This is a genomic window from Streptomyces sp. Ag109_O5-10 (assembly GCF_900105755.1).
In the GTDB taxonomy this organism is placed as follows: Bacteria; Actinomycetota; Actinomycetes; order Streptomycetales; family Streptomycetaceae; genus Streptomyces.
In genome coordinates this window covers 507258-524506 of the sequence record NZ_FNTQ01000001.1, presented here as the reverse complement: position 1 = coordinate 524506, position 17249 = coordinate 507258, and the positions used below count along the sequence as shown (strand labels likewise).

The 17249-nt window shown below is 71.4% G+C and carries 12 protein-coding genes; 7 read left to right on the top strand and 5 right to left on the bottom strand.

From position 1 onward, the window contains the following. Positions 1-33: 33 nt before the first annotated feature. From BLW82_RS02575 to BLW82_RS02560, 4 genes are all read right to left on the bottom strand, one after another. Positions 34-996 carry a threonine/serine dehydratase family protein gene (locus tag BLW82_RS02575; protein WP_093507810.1) on the bottom strand — a complete coding sequence of 321 codons (963 nt, stop codon included), beginning with the start codon at positions 994-996 and terminating at the stop codon, positions 34-36. Between the two features lie 190 nt (positions 997-1186). Further along, entirely contained in the window at positions 1187-1864 is a 678-nt protein-coding gene (locus BLW82_RS02570) for an AIM24 family protein (RefSeq protein ID WP_093497257.1), read from the bottom strand. Between the two features lie 56 nt (positions 1865-1920). Then, positions 1921-3264 carry a CAP domain-containing protein gene (locus BLW82_RS02565; protein ID WP_093497256.1) on the bottom strand — a complete coding sequence of 448 codons (1344 nt, stop codon included), beginning with the start codon at positions 3262-3264 and terminating at the stop codon, positions 1921-1923. A 103-nt stretch (positions 3265-3367) separates the two neighbouring features. Further along, positions 3368-4594: a serine hydrolase domain-containing protein gene (locus tag BLW82_RS02560; protein ID WP_093497255.1), complete on the bottom strand. Its 1227-nt coding sequence runs from the start codon at positions 4592-4594 to the stop codon at positions 3368-3370. A gap of 331 nt (positions 4595-4925) precedes the next feature. Between BLW82_RS02560 and BLW82_RS02555 the strand changes: the two genes are divergently transcribed. After that, a complete protein-coding gene (locus tag BLW82_RS02555) occupies positions 4926-6686 on the top strand; it encodes a M4 family metallopeptidase (RefSeq protein ID WP_093497254.1) in 1761 nt (586 codons plus the stop codon). 78 nt (positions 6687-6764) lie between these two features. Here the strand turns inward: BLW82_RS02555 and BLW82_RS02550 are convergent, their stop codons facing one another. Beyond that, positions 6765-7919, bottom strand: coding sequence for an ROK family transcriptional regulator (locus BLW82_RS02550; RefSeq protein ID WP_093497253.1), 1155 nt, complete (start codon positions 7917-7919; stop codon positions 6765-6767). Positions 7920-8285: 366 nt separating this feature from the next. Between BLW82_RS02550 and BLW82_RS02545 the strand changes: the two genes are divergently transcribed. From BLW82_RS02545 to BLW82_RS02520, 6 genes are all read left to right on the top strand, one after another. After that, positions 8286-10346, top strand: a complete 2061-nt coding sequence (locus BLW82_RS02545; protein WP_256215605.1) for a fibronectin type III domain-containing protein — start codon at positions 8286-8288, stop codon at positions 10344-10346. Positions 10347-10407: 61 nt separating this feature from the next. Then, the gene (locus BLW82_RS02540) at positions 10408-11433 is read left to right on the top strand and encodes a carbohydrate ABC transporter permease (RefSeq protein ID WP_093497252.1); all 1026 of its coding nucleotides are present in this window, start codon (positions 10408-10410) and stop codon (positions 11431-11433) included. A gap of 11 nt (positions 11434-11444) precedes the next feature. After that, positions 11445-12383, top strand: coding sequence for a carbohydrate ABC transporter permease (locus BLW82_RS02535; protein ID WP_093497251.1), 939 nt, complete (start codon positions 11445-11447; stop codon positions 12381-12383). A 32-nt stretch (positions 12384-12415) separates the two neighbouring features. Then, positions 12416-14833: a glycosyl hydrolase family 95 catalytic domain-containing protein gene (locus tag BLW82_RS02530; RefSeq protein WP_093507808.1), complete on the top strand. Its 2418-nt coding sequence runs from the start codon at positions 12416-12418 to the stop codon at positions 14831-14833. After that, on the top strand, positions 14827-15864 hold the full coding sequence (locus BLW82_RS02525) for an acetylxylan esterase (RefSeq protein WP_093497250.1): 1038 nt from the start codon (positions 14827-14829) through the stop codon (positions 15862-15864). Before BLW82_RS02530 ends, BLW82_RS02525 begins: the two co-directional genes overlap by 7 nt. Continuing rightward, complete coding sequence (locus BLW82_RS02520; protein WP_093497249.1) at positions 15861-17222, top strand: ABC transporter substrate-binding protein; 1362 nt, start codon at positions 15861-15863, stop codon at positions 17220-17222. Before BLW82_RS02525 ends, BLW82_RS02520 begins: the two co-directional genes overlap by 4 nt. Positions 17223-17249 lie beyond the last annotated feature (27 nt).

The following is a 17249-nucleotide window of genomic DNA, read 5'->3' as shown; positions in this document are numbered from 1 at the left end:
ACCGACGGTAAAAGCCCGGCTGCGATCCGCTGGTCAGTCCAGCCCGAAGCGCTCCGTCCACCCCGCGATCTCCTGGTGCGTCACATTGCCCCCGCACACCACGAGCCCGATCCGCGCGCCGCCACCGACCCGGTCGAGCACCTGCCGGGCCGCGGGCAGCAGACAGCCGGCGGCCGGCTCGGTCCAGACCTTGGCGTGCTCCGCGAACTCCAGGCTGCCCCGCACCGCCTCCCGGTCCGGCACCACCAGCACCTCCTCCACCAGCGCCACCGCGTGGTCGTACGTCAGCCGGGACACGGACGGCGCGCTGAGCGTCGTCACGATCGACGACACCGCGACCGGCAGCGGACCGCCCGCCGCGAGCGCCTCGGACATCGCCTGGGCGCCCGCCGTCTCCACGCCCCACACGCGCACCGCGGGCCGACGGGCCCGCAGGGCCGCCGCGACGCCCGCGATCAGGCCCCCGCCGCCGACGCTGACGATCACGTCCGTGAGGTCGCCGTCCGCGTCCTCGGCGAGTTCCAGACCCACCGTGCCCTGCCCGGCGATCACCACCGGGTCGTCGAAGGGGTGGACCAGGGTGAGCCCCTCGTCCCGCAGCCGCGGCACCAGCTCGAACGCCGAGTCCATGCCGTCGGTGAGCCGCACCGACGCCCCGGCGGCCTCGGCCAGCCGGATCGACCGCGCGGGTGCCGTCCGCGGCATCACCACGGTCGCCTTCACGTCGAGGGCCGCGGCCATCACCGCGAGGGCGATGCCGTGGTTGCCGCCGCTGACCGCCACCACGCCGGCCGCCCGCTCGGCCTCGCTCAGCGAGAGCAGCTTCGCCGCGGCACCGCGCGCCTTGAAGGAGCCGGTGCGCTGGAGGAGTTCGAGCTTGGCGGTGACCGGGACGCCGAGCAGCTCCGACAGGCCGGGACTGGGCACGGTGGGGGTGCGTACGACGTGTCCTTCGACGACCCGGGCCGCGGCTTCGAGGTCCGCGATGCCGATGATGCCGTTCAAGGCGGTTCACCCTTCCGGCGCGGGGCGACGGTCCGCACCGTTCGCACCCTCACCCGGCCGGACCGTCCTGGTCAACCCGGACCGTCCCGGTCAACCCGGACCGTCCCGGTCAACCCGGACCGTCCTGGTCAGCCCGGACCGGCCGCCGCGGCCGGGCCGTACTGACCAGGGCAGCCGGGCGTCAGTGCTGCTGCACCTTCTGCGGGGTCGCCTCGCTCGGCCGGACCACGACATGGCCCTCGCCCTGGAGCATCAGCTGGACCGCCTCACCGGAACCGCCGCGCAGCATCGAACCGATGGACTGCGAGCGGTGCAGCGAGGTCTGCAGGTGCGCGGTCCAGCCCACCACCGCGTCCGTGTCGACGTACACCGGGGCCTGCGGCGAGACCGGGAGCACCAGCGGGTTGCCGTCGCAGACCAGGCCGAGCCTGCCGTGCCCGGAGAACACGCTGTTGAACAGGCCGCCGCCGGCGATGCCGGACCCCTTCACCGTCCTGATCTCGTACGAGAGCGTGGCGTCGAAGCACAGCACGTTACGGCCGTTCACGGTGAACTGGTCGCCCGGCTCGATCTCCACGATGAAACAGTTCTGCGCCTCGTGCGCGAACCAGGCCTCGCCCTGGCCCTGGACGGACATCAGCGGCAGCCCCTCGCCGGTGACCGCGCGCTTGAGCATTCCGCCCACGCCCTGGCCCTTGCGCTCGAACTTCAGGCCGCCGCGGTGCGCGATCATCGCGCCCTGGCGGGCGTACATCTCGCCGTTGACCGCGTAGCGCAGGCACTTCGCGTTCTCGACCGTCATGCCCGGCTCGGTCGCCGGTGCCACCATGTGCTGACTGGAAAAAAGATCACCCTTCATGCCGGGCATGGTGTCCCGGACGGACCCGTTCCGCCAAGATCACGGACGGTACCGGTTCAGGCACCGAACAGCTGGGTCCAGTAGGTGCCGGCCCGGCCGCCTCCGGCGAAGCCGATGCCTATGTGGGTGAAGTCCGGTTTGAGGATGTTGGCCCGGTGCCCCGGGCTGTTCATCCAGCCCTCCACCACCTCGGCCGCGGAGCGCTGGCCGCAGGCGATGTTCTCCCCGATGGTGCGCCGCCGCGAGCCCGCGGCGGCGGCCCGGTCCCAGGGCTGGGTGCCCTCCGGGGAGGTGTGCGAGTAGAAGTCGCGGGTCGCCATGTCCGTGCTGTACGCCTGCGCGGCCGCCGCGAGCTGCGGATCCGCCGCGAGCGGCCGCAGCCCGGCCCGGGTGCGCTCCCGGTTGGTGAGGTCGGCGACCTCGGCGCGGGTGCGGGTCAGTTCGGCCTGGGTGAGGGGTCTGGCCCACAGCGCGGTCCAGTAGGTGTCCCCGTCCCGCGGGCCGCGGGCGTGGGCGAGGCCCGCATGGGTGAACGCCGGGTCGAGCAGGGTGCGTCGGGCGTCCTCGGTCCGCAGGCAGTAGTCGACGAACTCGGCCGGGGTGCGGGGGCCGGAGACGAGGTGTTCGCCGACGGTGACGTAGGCGAATCCGGTGGCGCTGATCCGCTGGTGGACGGAGACCCCGTCGCTGCTCTCGCCGGCCGGCCGTCCCGCGGCGGCCATCGCCGTGGCGTGGGCGAGAGCGGCGGAGGTGAGCCGGGCGTCGGGGGCCACCGGCGGGCGGCCGGCCCGGGCGCGGGCGGAGTTGACCAGGCCCAGCAGGCCGTCCGGATCGGGGAGCGCGGCCGTGGAGGGGCGGGCCGGCGAGGCCGCCGTGCGCTGGGCCGGAATGGCGGCGCGGGAGCCGGGGGAGGGCTGCCGGTCCTCGACCACGTCGACCCCGAAGTCCCGGGCGAGCCCGGCCAGTCCGTCCGCGTACCCCTGGCCGATCGCGCGCAGCTTCCAGCCGGTGCCCCGGCGGTATATCTCGGAGAGCAGCAGCAGGGTCTCGGTCTGCGGGCGCGGCGGTGCGAAGCGGGCCACCGTGCGGCCGAGGCGGTCCATCACGTGCAGGGTGGCGGCGGGCAGCCGGCCGAGCGGGGTGCCGGGCTCGGCGGCGGTGACCGTGAGGGTGACGCGCTGCGCGCCGGCCCGCAGCAGGCCCGGCTCGACGGTCAGCGTGTCACCGCGCAGCCGGACGCCGGGCGCGTCCGGCTGGTTGTAGAAGACGAAGTCGGCGTCGCCGCCGACCTTGCCGCTCTCGTCGGTGATCAGTGCCGACACGTCGAAGGGGCCGGGCACCCGCAGCGTCAGCGCGCCGCCCGGAAGGGGCAGATTGCTCCCGGGGACCAGCTCGCTCATCGCGCCGCCTCTACGCGGTCGGGGGCCGAACGTCGCGCCCGGTGGAGGAGTCGCCGGTTGAACGTCCGGCCCGGGCGCGAGGTTCCCTCCGGGAGCCGTGGCGCTACTGCTCCCGCGGCACGGCCGGTGCCACGTCCTCGTGCTCCAGCGGCACGGCCGCGCTCCGCGGGGACCTCTGCTTGCCGCAGAACACCGGCTCCAGGGTGGCCGCCAGTGTGTTGAGCACGTCGGAGCTGTTGGAGGCGTTGGCGAGCGCGGTGACGCTGCGCCTGCCGTCCTTGCTGGTGAAGGCGTACGTGTAGTAGCCCTGCACGGCGCCCGTGTGGCCGTACACCGAGACCCCGCAGGACAGGTCCCGGCGGCGCAGCCCGAGGCCGTAGGAGGTGTTGGAGTTGACGCGGGTGAAGCGCTCCATCTCCGCGAGGCGGGCGGCCGACGTCAGCTTGCCGCGCATCAGCGCCGAGTAGAACGTGTCGAGGTCGCGTGCGCTGGAGACGATGGCGCCCGCGCTCTGCGCCCAGGAGACCGTCTGGTCCGTGGCGTCGACGGGCGCGGCGCCCGCCCGGTCCGCGGTGAGGTAGCCGTTGGCGTGCTGTCCCGGGATCTTCGTGTCGGGGTGGACGTAGAAGGTGTCGTTCAGCTTCAGGGGCTTGAAGATGCGGTTCTGGTACTCCGTGCGCACGCTGTGCCCGGTGAGTTTCTCGATCAGCATGCCGGCGACCACGAAGTTGGTGTTGGAGTACGAGTAGGCGGCGCCGGGCGCGTTGGTGCGCGCCTTCTTCAGGGACAGGTCCACCAGCTGGCGGTAGGTGAAGACCTTGTTGCGCACGGCCTCGAAGCCGGACACGCTGTCGGCGAACATGTCGTTGGTGTAGTCGTACAGGCCGCTGCGGTGGCTCAGCAGGTGCCGCACGGTGATCCGGTCGTCCGGCAGCAGCCCCGGCAGGTAGCGGTTGACCGGCGCGTCCAGGGCGAGCCTGCCCTCGTCCACCAGCTGCAGCAGGACCACCGTCGAGAACGTCTTGGTGACGCTGCCCACCCGGAAGCGGTCGGAGGTGGTCAGGCCTCGCCGGCTCCCGCGGTCGGCGACGCCCTGAGCGGACCGGTAGACCTGGGTTCCGTCGTCGATGCGGGCCATCGCGCCCGGCGCGCCCTTGGCCACCACCGAGCGCAGCACCGCGGCCAGCCCCGCGGTGTCGGGCGCCGGAAGGGTGGCGGCCGTCCGGGCCTTCGCCGCCGTCTTCAGGGGCGCCGCCTGGGCGGGGACCGCGAGCAGCGACAGCGTCACCGCCCCCAGCACCGCACTTCTGCACACCATTGCCGAGACCATTCGGACCTGTTCCTCTCTGAGCTGTCTTCGATGCGAGATGAGTCACAGCCAGCTCGGGGAACCCTCTCGCATCCCGTCACATCTCCACAGCCGACGCACAGTTGGTCACTCGCTGATCACCGCGCGGTGCGGATTCGCCAAATATTGCCACGAAAAGCAAGAAAAGCGACGAATTGCGCTTTACATGGACATGACTCGTCCGGAAGGGTTGCGGCCCGGGGCCCGACCAGCCCCCTCGGCGCCCAACGGCGCCCTGCCGCAAGGCGGTTGACGACCACGGCCGCCTTCGAACGAAGGACCCTGATCAGTGCGTAGCGCGCACATACGCAGCATGGCGGTCGCCGTCGCCGTGACGACGGCCGCCACGGGGCTGGCCGGCACGGCCTTCGCCGGTCCCGCGACGGGGGAACGGCAGCCGGCCGCGGCGGCCTCCGCCACGACGGCGGCGCAGGTGGTGATGGCGGCCCGGACCGCGGCTTTCGCCCACGCGGCGGCGACCGGTGTCGGCGCGGGCGACGAGCTCCAGCCGCAGGACGTGATGATCGACCCCGAAGGGGCGCGCCATGTCCGCTTCGTCCGCACCCACCGGGGGATGCCGGTGCTCGGCGGCGACCTCGTCGTCCATCTTTCCCGTCGGTTGGCCTACACCGGCGTCACCCGGGCGGCCGACCACACGGTCCGGCCCGCCGCCACCGAGGCGAAGCTGACCGCCCGCCAGGCAGAGGAGAAGGCCGCCGCGGCCGCCGACGGCGACGCCGGCACCGCCCGGCTCGTGGTGGACGCCCGCGACGGCGGCGCCGCCCTCGCCTTCCAGGTCTCCGTCGACGGAGCGAGCGGCTCCAGCACGGTCGTCGTCGACGCCCTCACCGGCAGGGTGCGCAGCAACACGCCGGACAGCGACGAGTTCCTCTCGCCCCGCCTGCTGGACACCCTCCGCCGTCACGGCGAGACCCTCGACCCGGCCACCGGCACCGGACTGCAAGCACAGGCACTTGCCGGCGCGTCCGCCTCCGCCGCCGCCCGCTACCCGGCGACCGCCCACGGCTCCGGCCGGTCCCTCTTCGTCGGCAAGGTCCCGCTCACCACCACGCAGACCGCCCGCAAGAACTTCCTGCTCAAGGACCCCACCCGCTACGGCACCGAGACCCGGGACGCCAAGGGCAGGGAGACCGAGAGCTTCGGTCAGGGCACCAAGTTCACCAGCACCACCGACAGCTGGGGCAACGGCACCACCAGCAACCGGGGCAGCGCCGCCGCCGACGCCCAGTACGGCATCACCGAGACCCTGGACTTCTACCGGAAGACCTTCGGCCGCAAGGGCATAGCGAACAACTCCAGGCCCGCCCGCGCCATGGTCCACTGGGGCACGAAGGTCGGCAACGCCTTCTGGGACTCCACCTGCGGCTGCATGCTGTACGGCGACGGGGACGGCGACGAGATCAACAAGCCGCTGGTCGTCCTCGACGTCACCGGCCACGAGCTGACCCACGGCGTGGTGGACGCCACCGCCAAGCTCGAACCGACCCGCGTCGACAACGACGGCAACCAGTTCGGCGAGCCGGGCGCGCTGAACGAGTCGCTGGCCGACATCTTCGGCTCCGGCGTGGAGTTCTTCGCCGACAACCCGAAGAACCCGCCGAACTACCTGCTGGGCGAGAAGCTGGGCCTGCGCCAGAAGTTCCTGCGCCGCCTCGACCACCCCTCGCTCGACCGCCTCGAAGGCACCGTCGACTACTGGTCGCCCGAAGTGGCGAACGCCGAGGTGCACGCCGGCTCCGGCGTCTCCTCGCACGCCTTCTACCTGCTCGCCGAGGGCAGCGGCCGCAAGAAGATCGGCGCCACCACCTACGACTCGCCGACCTACGACGGGTCCACGGTCACCGGCATCGGCCGCGCCAAGGCCACGGCGATCTTCTACCGAGCCCTGACCCGGTACATGGTCTCCTCGACCGACTTCCACGACGCGCGCATCGCGACGCTGAAGGCGGCCGGTGACCTCTACGGCGCGAGCAGCGTCGAGTACCGCACCGTCGACCAGGCCTGGGCCGCGGTCGACGTCACCGAGGCCGACACGCCGGGCGCCCGTCACTGACGAGCGCGACACGCCGTCGGGTCCGGGTGCCCTGCCGGGGGGCTGGGCACCCGGACCCGCGTCCGCCGGGACCCGCGGCTACCTGGTGGGAGCGAACACGCGCTGCGCCGCGACCGCTGCGCCGCCGCGCGCCCACTCCTCGAACGGCAGCGGGCGCACCAGGAGATCGCAGTCCACCGCGGCGCCGAACGCGTGGTCCACGAACGCCTGCCGGATGTGGTCCGCGAACAGGTCGTAGGAGGCCACGCCCTCGCCGGAGATGATGATGCGTTCCGGTCCGATGAGGTTGGCGACACAGGCCAGGGCCAGGCCCACGGCGTGGCCGGCACGGGCGAAGACCGCGCGGACGGTGGGGTCCCCGGCGTGTGCGAGGCGCACCGCGTCGTCCATGGTCAGCTTCGGGTCCCCGGTGGCCTGCCGGGCCTGCTCGGCGATGGCGTGGGTGGAGGCGACCGCCTCGACGCAACCGGTGTTGCCGCAGGTGCAGATCCGTTCGACGCCGGTCACCGGCAGATGCCCGATCTCGCCCGCCACGCCGTGCGCGCCGGACACCACCCGGCCGCCGATGGAGAGTCCGGCGCCGATGCCCGCGCCGACCGTGACCAGCGCGAAGACCGACACGCCGACACCGGCGCCGTACCACTGCTCGGCCACGGTCAGGGCGCGCACGTCGTTCTCGATGACCGTCGGGGCTCCGGTGGCCTCCTCGACCAGCTGGGCCAGCGGTACCCGGCGCCAGTTGAGGAAGGGCGAGTACTGGACGGTCCCCAGCCGGCTGTCCACATCGCCGGAGATGGTGACTCCGATGCCGTGCAGGGCGTCCTCGCCCGTCAGGTCCGCCGCCACCCGCAGCCGGTCCACCAGCCGGGCGACGGCCAGTACGACGGTGCCCACGTCCCGTGAGTCCAGCGCGACCCGGTGGGAGGCCAGCGGCCGCGCGGTCAGGTCGGCCAGCACACCGATGAGTTCCTCCCCGGTGACCTTCACGCCGGCGAACAGCGCGCGGCCGGGCCGCACCTCGACCAGCGTCGCCGGACGGCCGTTGGTGCGTTCCGTGGTGGGCCGCCCGCCTTCGGTGATCCAGTCGTCGGCCATCAGCGACGCGGCCGCCTTGGTGACGGCGCCCGGTGTCAGTCCGGTCCGCCGCCCGAGCTCGGCGCGGCTCAGCGGACCGTGCTGGAGCAGGGTCTGGAAGACGAGTGCGGCCGCGGGGGGCTGGTCGGCGAGGGTCATGGCACGACATTACCTTTCCTTAGGAAAGTAATTCAAGGGCCAAACATCCGCTCTCTTGGCTGAAAACCCGCAGGTCGTAAGCGGGTTGCTGGCTGAAACCCGGGCGCAGTTGCCCTAAAGGTCGGAGTTCTCTGCCCCGCCGACTATGTTGACGTTGGAAGGAAACTACGCCTACATTCGCCGCACTCCTCGTCGGGGCGGACGGGACGGTCAGGCGCCGGTGAGGAGCGTGGCCCCCACCCACATGCCCGTTGGTCCCAGCGAACCCCTCGGTGAAGTCCCGGGACGACCGCACCGAGAGGCTCCCCGCACCACCACATCTCAGGCGGAAGCCCGCCTGCAGCCGCGCCCAGACGGAGTACATCCATGGCTCGTCCAGCTCTGCCCGCACGTCTGAGAACCATCACCTGCCTCTCCGCGCTCCTGGCGGCACTCGTCGTGCCCGCCTCGGCGCGGGCCGCGACCGCCGCGGACGCCTCGGGGGCCGCGGCGTCCGGCGCCACGGCCACGCCCGCCGTGGCCGCCAAGCCGTACATGGGCTACAGCACCTGGAGCGTCGAATCCACCAACTTCGGCGGCTACGGCGGTGACTGGCTCACCGAGTCGCACGTCCTCCAGCAGGCCCGCGTGCTGTCCTCGAAGCTGAAGTCCCACGGCTACGACCACGTCAACGTCGACGCCGGCTGGAACGACCCCAAGGGCGACGCCTACGCGCGGCCGACCCCGAACCTGACCAAGTTCCCGCACGGCATGAAGTACCTTGCGAACCAACTCCACAGCAGAGGCCTGAAGTTCGGCCTCTACCTGGCGGTCGGCCTCTACCAGCAGGCCTACAACGACGGCAAGACGCCCATCTACAACGCCCCGGGCTGCACCACCAAGGACATCGTCTACCCGGACCTGCGCAAGACCAGCGGCTGGGACGACGTCTCCTACCAGCTCGACTTCTCCAGCCCCTGCACCACCAAGTACATCCAGTCCGAGGCCGACCAGCTCGCCTCCTGGGGCGTGGACTTCCTCAAGATCGACGGAGTGGGTCCCGGCTCCAACCAGGGCGACGACGCGCACAACAACGTCCCCGACATCCAGGCCTGGCACACGGCGCTGAAGAACACCGGCCGCCCCATCGAGTTCGTGCTGTCCTGGTCGCTCAGCCACAACCAGGCCGACGTCTGGAAGGCCAACTCCAACGGCTGGCGCATCGACACGGACGTCGAGTGCTACTGCGACACGCTGGTCACGTGGAACAACTCCGTGAAGGCACGCTGGAACGACGTCGTGCCGTGGATCGACGACGCCGGGCCGGGCCACTGGAACAACCTCGACTCGCTCGACGTGGGCTCCGACGTCATGGACGGCATCAACCACACCGAGCGCCAGAGCTACATGACCCTGTGGGCCATCGAGGCCGCGCCGCTGTACATCGGTGACGACCTCACCAAGCTCGACAAGTACGGCCTGAAGCTGCTCACCAACGACGAGGTCATCGCCGTCGACCAGGCAGGCACCCCCGCCCGGCCGGTCAGCCAGCGGACCCCGCAGCAGACCTGGTACACCCGCAACGCGGACGGCAGCTACACCGTCGCCCTGTTCAACCTGGGCAAGGGCTACTCCGACGTGACCGCCGACTTCAGCGACCTCGGCATCAGCGGCAAGGCCAGGATCCGCGACCTGTGGAGCCACAGGAACCTCGGCTCGGTCAGCCGCAGGTTCACCGCCAACCTGGCCCCCCACGGCTCGCGCCTGCTGCGCGTCACGCCCGCCGCCACCGGCACCCGCCCCGGCGTCCCGCTGAACGTGCACGGCACCGCGTCCGCCGCCGACAGCGTCTCGCTCGCCTGGAGCAAGGTGAACACCGGTACGAAGGCCACCGGTTACGACGTCTACGCGAACGGCAGCAAGGCGGCCACCGTCACCGGTACCTCCGCCACCGTGAGCGGTCTCAAGGCCGGCACCGGCTACTCCTTCACCGTGGTCGCCCATGACGCCAAGGGCCGCAAGTCCCCGGCGAGCAAGGCGGTTCCCGTCACCACACCCGCGGCCGGCGGACCGGTCGCCTACGAGGCCGAGGCCTCCGCGAACACGCTCACCGGCAACGCCTCCGTCAACGACTGCTCCGCGTGCTCGGGCGGGAAGAAGGTCGGCAACCTCGGTGGCACCGGAACCGTGGCGGTCAACCACGTGACCGCGCCCCGGGACGGCACCTACCTGATGAAGCTGGACTACACCGACGGCTCCACCGGCCGCACGATGATCATCACCGCCGGTGGCACCTCCTTCCAGCAGTTCCTGCCCGGCGGCAACGACAACAACTGGGGCCGGCCGAACTCCGTCACCGTGCCCGTCCAGCTGAAGGCCGGCGACAACACGATCACCTTCGGCAACGCCTCGGACTACGCCTCCGACGTGGACCGGATCGTCCTCTGACGCTCCGTCCGATCCCGCCCCCTACCGACGTTCCACCTGCCTGACATCCGAGGAGAGTGCCGTGGTGGTCACATCACAGGGCAAGCCCGAGCGGCCGGCCGCACCGCCGTCAGCCGCGGTGACCACCACGGCCACCGTCTCCGGCCCGGCCCCGCACGTCCACAGGACCCGTACGCCCCGCAGGCCGGGCCGCTCCACACCGACCAGGTCCGCGGCGGCCCGCCGCCGCGACCTGCCGGTCGCCCTCCTGCTGATCATCCCATCCGTCGTCGGGTTCGCGATCTTCTACGCCTATCCGACCCTGCGCGGCATCTACCTGAGCTTCACCGACTTCCACGTCCTCACCCCGCCGAACTGGGTGGGACTGGCCAACTTCCACGAGATGTTCGGCGACGACGTCTTCTGGCACTCGCTGCTCGTCACCGTCTACTTCGTGATCCTGGCCGTCGTCTTCGGCACCCTGGCCTCCCTGGTGACGGCGGTGGTGCTGCACCGGGTGACCAAGTCGTCGACGCTGCGCGGCGTCATCCTGCTGCCGTTCCTGATCTCCAACGTCATCGCCGCCCTGGTCTGGCAGTGGATGCTCGACCCGTCCCTCGGTGTCATCAGCCTCGTCCTGCAGCACCTGACGGGACACTCCATCCTCTTCTTCGGCAGCAGCGGCTGGGCCATTCCGTCCCTCGCCGCGATCAGCATCTGGAAGTGGATGGGCTACTACTCCCTGCTGATCTTCGCCGGACTGCAGACCATCCCGGCCACCATCTACGAGGCCGGCCGCGTCGACGGCGCCAGTGAAGTGCAGATGTTCCGCCGGCTGACCGTGCCGCTGCTGCGGCCGATCCTGGTCATGGTCGTCGTCCTCACGGTGATCAACTCCTTCCAGGTGTTCGACATCGTGCAGGTCACCACCCAGGGCGGCCCGGCCAACGCCTCGAACGTCCTCCAGATGTACATCTACAGCAAGGCGTTCCGGCAGTTCGACTTCGGCTACGCCGCCACCCTCTCGCTGGCCCTGTTCGCCCTGCTCATCACGGTGACCTTCACCCAGCTGCGGCTCGCCCGCGCGAGCGAATCCGACCTGAGCTGAAGGAGCCCGTCATGGCAGTCACCCTCGCCCCCGGCCGGACGGCCACCGCACGGCCCCGGGCCCCGAAGGCCCCGCGCCGCCTCTCGCCCGGCCGGATCGTCGCCTGGACCTACCTGGGCATCGTCGTCCTCGTCACGCTCTTCCCGTTCTACTGGATCCTGCGCACCGCGCTGTCCAACAACTACAAGCTGGCGACGCACCCCTCCTCGCCGCTGCCGGTCGGCTTCACCTGGGGCGCCTTCGAACGCGTCCTCGGCATCGCCTCCACCGCCGAAGCACAGGCCCAGGGCGGCTCGGGCGCCGCCATCGACATCGCGCTCTACCTGCGCAACTCGCTGATCTACGCGTCCGTGCAGACGGTGCTGATCGTGCTCTTCTCCGCGGCCGGCGCCTACGCGTTCTCCCGGCTGCACTGGCGCGGCCGCAACCTGGTCTTCAACATCCTGATCACCGCGCTGATGGTGCCCAGCGTCTTCACGCTGCTGCCCAACTTCGTCTTCGTCAAAGACCTCGGACTGACCAACACCTTCGCCGGCCTGATCCTGCCCGGAGCGCTCTTCCAGGCGTTCACGCTGTTCTTCCTGCGGCAGTTCATGCTGGGCCTGAGCACCGAGATCGAGGAGGCCGCCATCCTCGACGGGGCGGGCCCGCTGCGGATCTTCTTCCGGATCATCCTGCCGATGTCGTCCGCTCCGATCGCGACCGTCTCGCTGCTGATGTTCGTCAACGCCTGGAACGACTACTTCTGGCCGCTGCTGATCACCAACAGCCAGGACGTGCAGCCGCTGACCCTCGCGCTCGGCGTCTTCAAGCAGTCCTCGCCGCAGGCCGCCCCCGACTGGGCGGGCCTGATGGCCGCCGCCCTGGTCGCGGCCCTGCCGATGCTGCTGCTGTTCGTCGCCTTCGGCAAGCGCATCGTCAACTCCATCGGCTTCTCCGGCCTCAAGTGACCGCCCGAACACCGCGATTGGACGACACCGTCATGCACTCCAGCGACCTGGTGCTGAGCTGGCCCGCGCCCGCGGCCGACTGGACCGAGGCCGCTCCCGTCGGCAACGGCAGGATCGGCGCGATGGTCTTCGGCGGCGCCGCCCGGTCCCGGATCCAGATCAACGACTCCACCGTCTGGTCCGGCACCCCGGGCGGACCGGCCGCCGCCCTCGCCGTGCTCCGCGCCCAGGGAGCCGGCCCGCAGCGGCTAGAAGAGGTCCGCGCCGCGCTCCGCGCCGGCGACCAGGACACGGCCGAGTCCCTGCTCATGACCTTCGAGGGCCCCTACACCCAGGAGTACCTCCCGTACGCGGACCTGTACCTGACCGTGGCGGGCGGCGAGCGGGCCGCGTACCACGGCAGGACGCTCGACCTGGACACCGCGGTGGCCGAGGACGGCTTCGGCCTCGACGGCACCGCCGTCCGGCGCAGGGTCTGGGCCGACGCCGTCACCGGCACCCTGTGCACGACGCTGGACGCGGCCGGCGGCACCGTGGACCTGTCCGTCGAGTTGTCCACCCCGCTGCGCGAGGTGCGGCGCACGGTCGCCGCCGACGGCATCACCCTCGGCATCGAGATACCGGTGGACGGCGCCCCCGCCCACGAACCCGAGGTCGTCGAGCCGCTGTCCTACGCGGACGGCCCCGTCGACGGCTACGACCCCTTCGGCGCCCTCGCCCTCACTTTGCACACCGACGGCACCACGACCCCGGACGACGCGGGCGGCCTGTTCGTCACCGGCGCCACCCACGTCCTGCTCACCCTCGCCAGCTCCACCGCCGCCGAACGGCACTGGCACGGGACCCCGGCCGCCGACCGCGCCGCCCACCTGGCCACGGCCGGGGCCGTCGCCGCGCGCGCCGCCGCCCAGGGCGCCGACCAGCTCCTCAAGGACCACGAGGCCGACGTACGCGCCCTGCTCGGCGCCACCGGCCTGCGCATCGGCCCACGCCGCTCCGGCACCTACGACGTCGCCCGCGACATCCTCGGCGGCGGCGACGAACTCCTCACCGCCACCGTGCTGTTCCAGCTCGGCCGGCACCTGCTGGCCACCGCCTCCCGCCCGCACACCGGCCCGCCGGCCAACCTCCAGGGCATCTGGAACGCCGACCTGCGCCCCGCCTGGTCGTCCAACTACACGATCAACATCAACACCCAGATGAACTACTGGGGCGCGGAGACCGTCGGCCTCAGTTCCTGCCACGAGCCGCTGTTCGACCTGCTCGACCGGATGGCCGCCCAAGGCGCACAGGTGGCCCGGCAGTTGTACGGAGCGCGCGGCTGGGTCGCGCACCACAACACCGACCCGTGGGGCTGGGCGCTGCCGGTCGGCATGGGACACGGCAACCCCTCCTGGGCGCTGTGGATGATGGGCGGCGCCTGGCTGTCCCAGCACCTGTGGGACCACTACGACTTCACCCGCGACCTCGGGTTCCTGCGCGAGCGGGCCTGGCCGCTGCTCAGCGGATGCGCCGAGTTCCTCCTCGACTGGCTCGTCGACGACGGCACCGGGCACCTGGACACCCTGCCGTCCACCTCCCCGGAGAACCTCTTCCTGGCCGACGGCGCCCCGAGGTCCCTGACCCGGTCCGCCACCATGGACCTCGCGCTGATCCGGGCCACCCTCGAACGGACCCTCGAGGCGGCCGGCCTGCTGGGCCTGGACACCCCGCTGACCAGTGAGATACGCGCCGCGCTGCCCCGGCTGCGCCCGCTGCAGGTCTCGGCCGGGGGCCGGCTCCAGGAGTGGGCCGAGGACCACACCGAGGCCGACCCGCACCACCGTCACCTCTCGCACCTGATCGCCGTCCACCCGCTCGGCCTGGTCGACCCGGACACGGCCCCCGAACTCGCCGCCGCGGCACGCGCGTCGATGGACCGCCGCGGCCCCGGCGCCATGGGCTGGTCGTGGTCGTGGAAGATCGTCCTGCGGGCCTGGCTGCGCGACGCCGCGACCGCCCGCTCGCTGTTCCTCGAAGCCGCCCGCCCGCTCGACGGCGACTGCGCGGTGGACGCCCCCGTGGACGGCTCCCGGTGGGGCGGCCTGCTGCCCAACCTCTTCTCCACCCACCCGCCGTTCCAGATCGACGGCAACTACGGACTCATGGCCGCCATCGCCGAGATGGTGCTGCAGAGCCACACCGGCACCCTCCACCTGCTGCCCGCCCTGCCCGCGCAGTGGGCCGACGGCGAGGCCCGCGACCTGCGCTGCCGCGGCGGCCTCGCCGTCGACTTCGCCTGGACCGACGGCGCGCTGACCGGCGCCACCGTGCGCCGGGTCACCGGTGACGCCGCCGAGATCGTGCGGATCCGGCACCGGGACGACGAGACCGCACTGCGGCTCCCGACCGGGCACCAGATCGAACTGGACGCCACCCTCCGCCCCCGAGGGGAGCCGGTGCCGTGCTGACCGAACAGGACGTCCCCGAGCTCTTCGCCTACCGCAGCGCCTACCGCGAACCGGAGGACTTCGACACCTTCTGGAAGGGCACCCTCGCCGAGACCCGCGCCGAGCGGGAGCCCGTCCTGGAACTCACCGAGGTCCCCGCCGGCCTGGAGACGGTCGACGTCTTCGACGCCGAACTGCCCGGCTTCGGCGGCCATCCGGTCCGCGCCTGGCTGCGGATGCCCCGCCACCGCCGCGGACCGCTGCCCGCGGTCGTCCAGTTCCACGGCTACGGCAGCGGGCGCGGCACCCCCCTCGACGACCTGCTGTGGGCGTCCGCCGGCTACGCCCACCTGCTGGTCGACGCCCGCGGCCAGGGCGGCGCCTGGGCCGGCGGGGGAGCGACCCCCGACCCGGTCGGCAGCGGCCCCGCCCACCCCGGCTTCCTCACCCGCGGCATCGAGGACAAGGACACCTACGTCTACCGCCGGGTGTTCACCGACGCCGTCCGCGCCGTCGACGCCCTGCGCGCCCGCACCGACCTCGTCGACGCGGACCGGGTCGCCGTCGTCGGCCCCAGCCAGGGCGGCGGCATCGCCCTCGCGGTGGCCGGACTCGTACCCGGACTGGCCGCCGCCCACTTCCAGGCGCCGTTCCTCTGCGACATCCGGCAGGCCACCCGGCTCACCTCCGCCGAGCCCTATGCCGAGATCATCGGCTACCTGGCCGCCCGCCGGGACCGGGTGGAGCAGACCTTCGAAACCCTCGGCTACTTCGACGGCCTCGCCTTCGCCCGCCGCGCGAGCGCCCCGGCCTGGTTCTCCGCCGGGCTGCGCGACGAGGTGTGCCCGCCGGTCACCGCGATCGCCGCCTACCACGCCTACGCCGGCCCCAAGGAGCTGCGGCTGTGGGAGTTCAACGGCCACGACGCCGGCGGACCCGACGACCTGGCCGTCGCCCTCGGCGCGTTCGGCGCGCTCCTCAAGACGTCGTCCCACCCCGCGGTGCTGTCGTCCCCAGCACCCACCGCGTCCTCCCGAAAGAAGGAACGATGAGAAGAAACACGAGAGTTCGCAGGACGGTCGCGCTGGGCGCCACGCTCACCCTGGCCGCCGTGCTCTCCGCCTGCTCGAACGGCTCGTCCTCCGCCGGCGGCTCCAAGACCGTCAACTGGTGGACCTGGGACGACAAGCAGGCCGCCGCGTACAAGGTGTGTGCCACGGACTTCGAGAAGGCCAACCCCGGCACCAAGGTGAAGATCACCCAGTACAACGTCAACGACTACTTCACCAAGCTGACCGCCGGGTTCGTGGCCGGCAACGCGCCCGACGCCTTCCAGAACAGCGTCCAGTTCTTCCAGGCGTACGCCTCCCAGCACCAGCTCCTCGCGATGGACGACTACATCGCCAAGGACAAGTTCGACCTGTCCCGGTTCTCCGTCGGCGTGGACGCCTGGAAGTACACCGACGGCAAGCAGTACGCCCTGCCGCTGGACTGGGCGGCGTCCGGCGTCTACTTCAACGAGGACGCCGTCAAGAAGGCCGGGTACACCGACCAGGACGTCAAGTCGCTGAACTGGAACCCGGACGACGGCGGCACACTGGGCAAGATGATCGCCCACCTGACGATCGACACCAAGGGACGCCGCGGTGACCAGAAGGGCTTCGACAAGTCCCACATCAGGACCTACGGCTACGGGGAGGTCGCGTCGAAGGACTTCATCGGCCAGTTCACCTGGAACCCGCTGGTCAGCACCACGGGGTGGCGGCTCGGTGACAAGACCACCTGGCCGACGGTGTTCAACTACGCCGACCCGCGGTTCGTGAAGACCATGGACTGGATCCGCTCCCTGACCGACCAGGGCTACGCGCCGAAGATCGGGCAGTTCAACGACAGCGTCAGCGACGTCGACCTGCTCTCCTCCGGCAAGGTCGCCATGGAGACCGGCGGTTCGTGGGAGGCCTCGACCTTCGTGAAGATCCCCGGCGTCAAGGTCGGGATCGCCCCCACGCCCTACGGCCCCGACGGCAAGACCAGGTCCGTGCTGAGCAACTCCAACGGGAACAACATCTGGGCCGGCACCAAGAACCCCGACCTGGCCTGGAAGTGGGTCTCGTACATGGGCAGCGAGGCCTGCCAGTCGAAGGCCTCCCTGACCGGTACCTTCTTCCCGTCGATCCCGGCGTCCATGGACGCCTCGGCCAAGGCGCTGGCCAAGACGGGCGTGGACCTGTCCGTCTTCACTGACATGATCAAGGACAAGGTCCTCTACCCGTCCCCGGTCTACGGCAACGGTGCCGCCCTCCAGGACGCGTTCCAGCCGCTGTTCCAGGCCTACTTCGCCGGCCAGAAGAACGACTCCGTCTTCACGGACATGCAGAACCAGAGCAAGGCTCTGCTCGCCAAGAAGTGACCCTGCCCCCGCCCAACCCCCGTCCGG